This is a genomic window from Methylocystis sp. (assembly GCF_051062815.1).
Lineage (GTDB): Bacteria > Pseudomonadota > Alphaproteobacteria > Rhizobiales > Beijerinckiaceae > Methylocystis.
The window spans coordinates 1-3,905 of the sequence record NZ_JBPFDU010000001.1 but is presented as its reverse complement, the minus strand read 5'-3'; the positions used below and the strand labels follow the sequence as shown (position 1 = coordinate 3,905).

Annotated in this window: 3 protein-coding genes; all 3 read right to left on the bottom strand. The window is 66.5% G+C overall.

The window, feature by feature from the left end:
- Window positions 1–222: 222 nt before the first annotated feature.
- From ACR65W_RS00015 to ACR65W_RS00005, 3 genes are read right to left on the bottom strand one after another with little or no spacing between them, the layout of a single operon-like run.
- Window positions 223–1,266: a TniQ family protein gene (locus ACR65W_RS00015; protein ID WP_434502154.1), complete on the bottom strand. Its 1,044-nt coding sequence runs from the start codon at window positions 1,264–1,266 to the stop codon at window positions 223–225.
- Entirely contained in the window at window positions 1,263–2,141 is an 879-nt protein-coding gene (locus ACR65W_RS00010) for a TniB family NTP-binding protein (protein ID WP_434502152.1), read from the bottom strand. The genes ACR65W_RS00015 and ACR65W_RS00010 overlap by 4 nt, the downstream gene beginning before the upstream one ends.
- On the bottom strand, window positions 2,134–3,750 hold the full coding sequence (locus ACR65W_RS00005; protein WP_434502149.1) for a Mu transposase C-terminal domain-containing protein: 1,617 nt from the start codon (window positions 3,748–3,750) through the stop codon (window positions 2,134–2,136). Before ACR65W_RS00005 ends, ACR65W_RS00010 begins: the two co-directional genes overlap by 8 nt.
- Between the last annotated feature and the right edge of the window lie 155 nt (window positions 3,751–3,905).

Genomic DNA, 3,905 nt, shown 5'->3' with positions numbered 1-3,905 from the left:
ATGTCCGATAATGTCGGCTTATCGGACATGATTCGGAACCGGCGGACTTCCGGGCGAAACTGGCCGAAATCGACCTCAGATCGCCTGCCGAGGCGTCGGAATTTGTGCGCTCGAAACGACGCAGGACCCAAGCCGGCCCGAATGTCGGACAGCCATAATTTTGTGGGATTGGGCGCTCGGCGCGGCGGGACCGCGCATAATTTCGGAATTCCGATTCACAATTCATGGGACAAGCCGCGCCGAAATTTGTGGGACTCGCGCATAATTTATGGAACTGCGCTGCAATCGACGCCGTCGCGGAGCCTTTCCAGCCGGCTGCGCGTCGGTCAGGCGTCGTAACTCGACGCCGATGCGACGGCGCGTCGCAGACGGCCAGGTCCTCAAAATACGACGCAGGATCGTCTCCCCCTCGGCGTCGGCCGCCGCCAGCGCCGCCGCTGCGTGTTCGACGGGATTTTCGGTCAGGCGCGCCACGCCGACGGCCAAAGCGTAGTTCTGTAAGAGCGAGCCGCACGCGAGCGCGGCGAGCCCCGGGCGAACTGGCTTGGCGAGCACGGGCGCGAAGCGATCATATTCCGGCGCGACGACAAGCAGGGCCTGGCGGACGATCGGTCGGGTCAGAAACGCGTGGTTGGCCCGGCGCGCCTCCAGTGAGAGTCGCGGCTGCTCCGCCAGGGACGGCGGCGACGGGCGACGATAGGGTGTGGTCAGGAACCGCAGCAGCTCCGCAACCGTTGGCGGGTCGATCTCGCCCACGGCGTCGCGCTCCTCGGCCCAGGCCGCCAAGCGGGCGGCGCCGCGGCGCGCCAGTGGATCGAGACGTTCGAGAACGCTATCGGGCAGAAAGCTTTCCACCGGCCGTTTGTCGCGCGCCCACAGCCGAACGCCGTGCACGGAACACCAAAACGTCCAGGGCAGCGCCGCATCCTTGCGGCCGATCGCGGGGGTTTGAGCGCAACGCGGGCAAAAATATCTGGCGCTCGGCGCGATCATGAAACGGGCGTGCGGCGCCAAAGCAGCGAATGTCATGTTGTCGATCGTCCGCGCGCTCAACCCGGCGCGCGTCGCGATCAAGGCCCCCTGCCCCGGCGATAAACCCTGTTCGAGCTTCAGCGCCGAAAATCCCGCGAGCCTGAAATGGGCGAGCAGCGCGTTCGCTGACATGCCGTAGATCTCCGCGACCCGCGACAGCCATGACGACAGGCGCTCCTCGGCCGCCGGTCGCGGCGCGACAGGCAAGAGCGAGGCGAGCGCCTCCGCGTTCACACCGCCTCCCCGAGCAACGAGGTCGTCTTGGCGTCCTCGAAATCGGATCCCATGATCCGCTCCTCGCCGCTGACGATGGCGGCGACGGCCAATCGCGTCATCAACGAGAAGATCGCCGCCGTGACGCCGCCCGTCGTCTCGAGGATGCTTTTGAGCGCCCGCTCGCCGATCTCGCTTTGCCGGCGCAATGGCAGCGTGCGCTGCAAACTTCCGATCAACGCCGCGAAATCCTGGTCGTTCCGCCAGGGCGGGAGCGCGATGGCCTCGAAGCGGCGCACCAGTTGCTCGTCGGTCTTGAGCGCATTGCGGGCCTGCTGGGTGCCGACGCAAACGAGCGGGATGCGCAGCTCGTTGCCCAGAAACCGCAGCATGTTCAGGAAGCGCGCCTGCTCGCGCACCGTGCCCGCCTGGAGGCTATGCACCTCGTCGATGACCAGCATGCCCGGCTGCGCCTGCTCCAGCACGCGCAACGCCACATTCTCCAAAGCGCCGAGCGTCGGCCGGGTCGGCTCCGGCGCGCCGATCGCCGCCAGCAGCCGCTTGTAAAACCGCGCTTCATCCGGCCCCGAGACCATCTGGACGAGCACGACCGGCATGCGCTTGAGCCCGTTGACGGCGTCGAAATAAGCGGGGTGATCGCGCGCGAATTTTTCGACGATCATCGTCTTGCCCATGCCCGACTCGCCGACGATCAGCAGATTGGGCATGCGGGCGCGGCGCGGAAACGAGATCAAATCCTCGAGCATCGCCAGCGCCTGCTGCGCCCGCGGGTAGTTGATCCAGCGGTCCGCGCGTATCCGGCGCAACCGCTCTTCCGAGCTCAGCGCGGCGATCGGACGGATCGCGGCGAACAAATGCTCAAAATCTTCAATCATCCCATTCCTCCACCTCGAAATAGGGCAGAACCAGCGGCGGGTCCGCCGCTCGGGGCCCGGCGGTCTGCGGGGCCTCGATCGTCTTCGGCGGCTGCGATCTGGGACGCCGCGCCGCGTCGCGCCGCATCGCCTTGGTGGCGCGCACCGCCTCGTCCACCAAGGCGCGCTGAGCGAGGATCGTCGAAAAGATTTGTTCCTCGTCGACCGCCCGGCGGCCCGCCGCGCGCAGCGCCCGCAACGCCGCCCGCTGCTCCCAAAGCGCAATGGAAGGGCGCGTTCGATCGGCCGGCCGCGCTTCGAGATACCCCTCCCCCGCCCGCACGAAGATCACCGAGAGATCGCGCGGATCGTATTTCACCGTGAGCTTTTCCGCGCCCCGCCCCATGTGCCAGCGCAGCTCGTCAGACCAGTAGCGGATGTGATGGAGATGCAGGCCGTCACGCTGCAAAACGCGCCGCTCGGCGGGAAGGAAATCGATCAGGAACCGCCTGACGTCGTTTGGCATGCGCACCGCGACCTCGTCGATGCGCGCCCGCCAGACCGCCGCCGGCGGCGCCCCGAGCGCCTTGTGGATCCGCGCGTGATAGGCCCCGACGATTTCCAGGGCGAAATAGGTCTCGAGTTCGCGCAGGGTCATCACCGCCTGCCGCTCCGGATCGAGATCGCCGCGCTCGCGGATGTTGGAAAAATGCGATCCCGGAATGAGATGGACCGCCCCCATCATCGTCCCGATCAGCCGCTCGATGTGGCCGCCGAAGCGGGGCGTTCCTGGCGGTCGATAGGCGAGCTCGACGCCGTGCTCGGCGCAGGCGCGCTCGAAAGCCAAGGCATGGAATTCGGCGCCGTTGTCGACATGAATGACGCGGGGTATTCCCCGCGCCGGCCATTCCGCCGCGATCCCGCGGGCCGCCAACCAACGCGTCTTGTCCATCACCGCATGGGTCAGACACAGCGCGACCGCCGTCAGCGAGGGCGGATCGAGCGACAGATGAAACCCCATCGCCATCCGCGTGGCGACGTCGATCGCCAGCGTCAGCGTCGGCCGACCGATGGGAAGCCGCGTGACGGGATCCACGACGGTCACGTCCACCTTGGTGTGATCCATCTGCATGATCGCCAGCGGCGCGCTCGCCTCCAACGATCCCGGCGTCGCCAGGAAGACCGGCTCCGACTTGCCCTTGCCTTCGCGCCGTCGGAGCAATTCGGCCTCGTCCTGGCGATCGAGCCAGCGACGCAGACGGCGAATCGACGGAACGGGGAATCCCTGGCGCCGACAATCGGCGGCGACCTCGGCCCAGAACCGCGTCAACGTAGGGCGCCGTCGCGTCGCGTAGAACTCCCGGAAATGCATCTCGACAACGGCGAGAACATCAGCCGTCAGCGGACGCATCCCGGAGTGGGGGCCGCGACGACGCGGCGCCAGCGCGCTGGTCCGGGCGCTCTCTCGAAACCGCTTCAACCAGCGAAACAGCGTCGTCCGGCCGACCCCGAGCGCCGCCATGGCGTCGCGGATTTGCTCGCCCGAAGGCCGCTCGGGCAGCTTGGAGAGAACCTCCGCCCGCCGTTGCGCCGCCACCCATTCTTGCGGGTCGATGTCGCCAATATCCATGGACAGCCTTGCCGTCTCGCAGCAATCTGGTTCCACAAATTACGAATCAAACTCGACGCCAGTGCCTGAAATTCTGAATCGATCCCAAAATTATGCAACAGGGAAGTCCAAAGATTCCAATGCCCGGCAGTCCCAGAAATTGCGACAATCCGACA

Bases quoted from the DNA above. Each gene is read 5' to 3' on its own strand.
- ACR65W_RS00010 (WP_434502152.1), bottom strand. From the start codon at position 2,141: ATGATTGAAGATTTTGAGCATTTGTTCGCCGCGATCCGTCCGATCGCC.
- ACR65W_RS00005 (WP_434502149.1), bottom strand. From the start codon at position 3,750: ATGGATATTGGCGACATCGACCCGCAAGAATGGGTGGCGGCGCAACGG.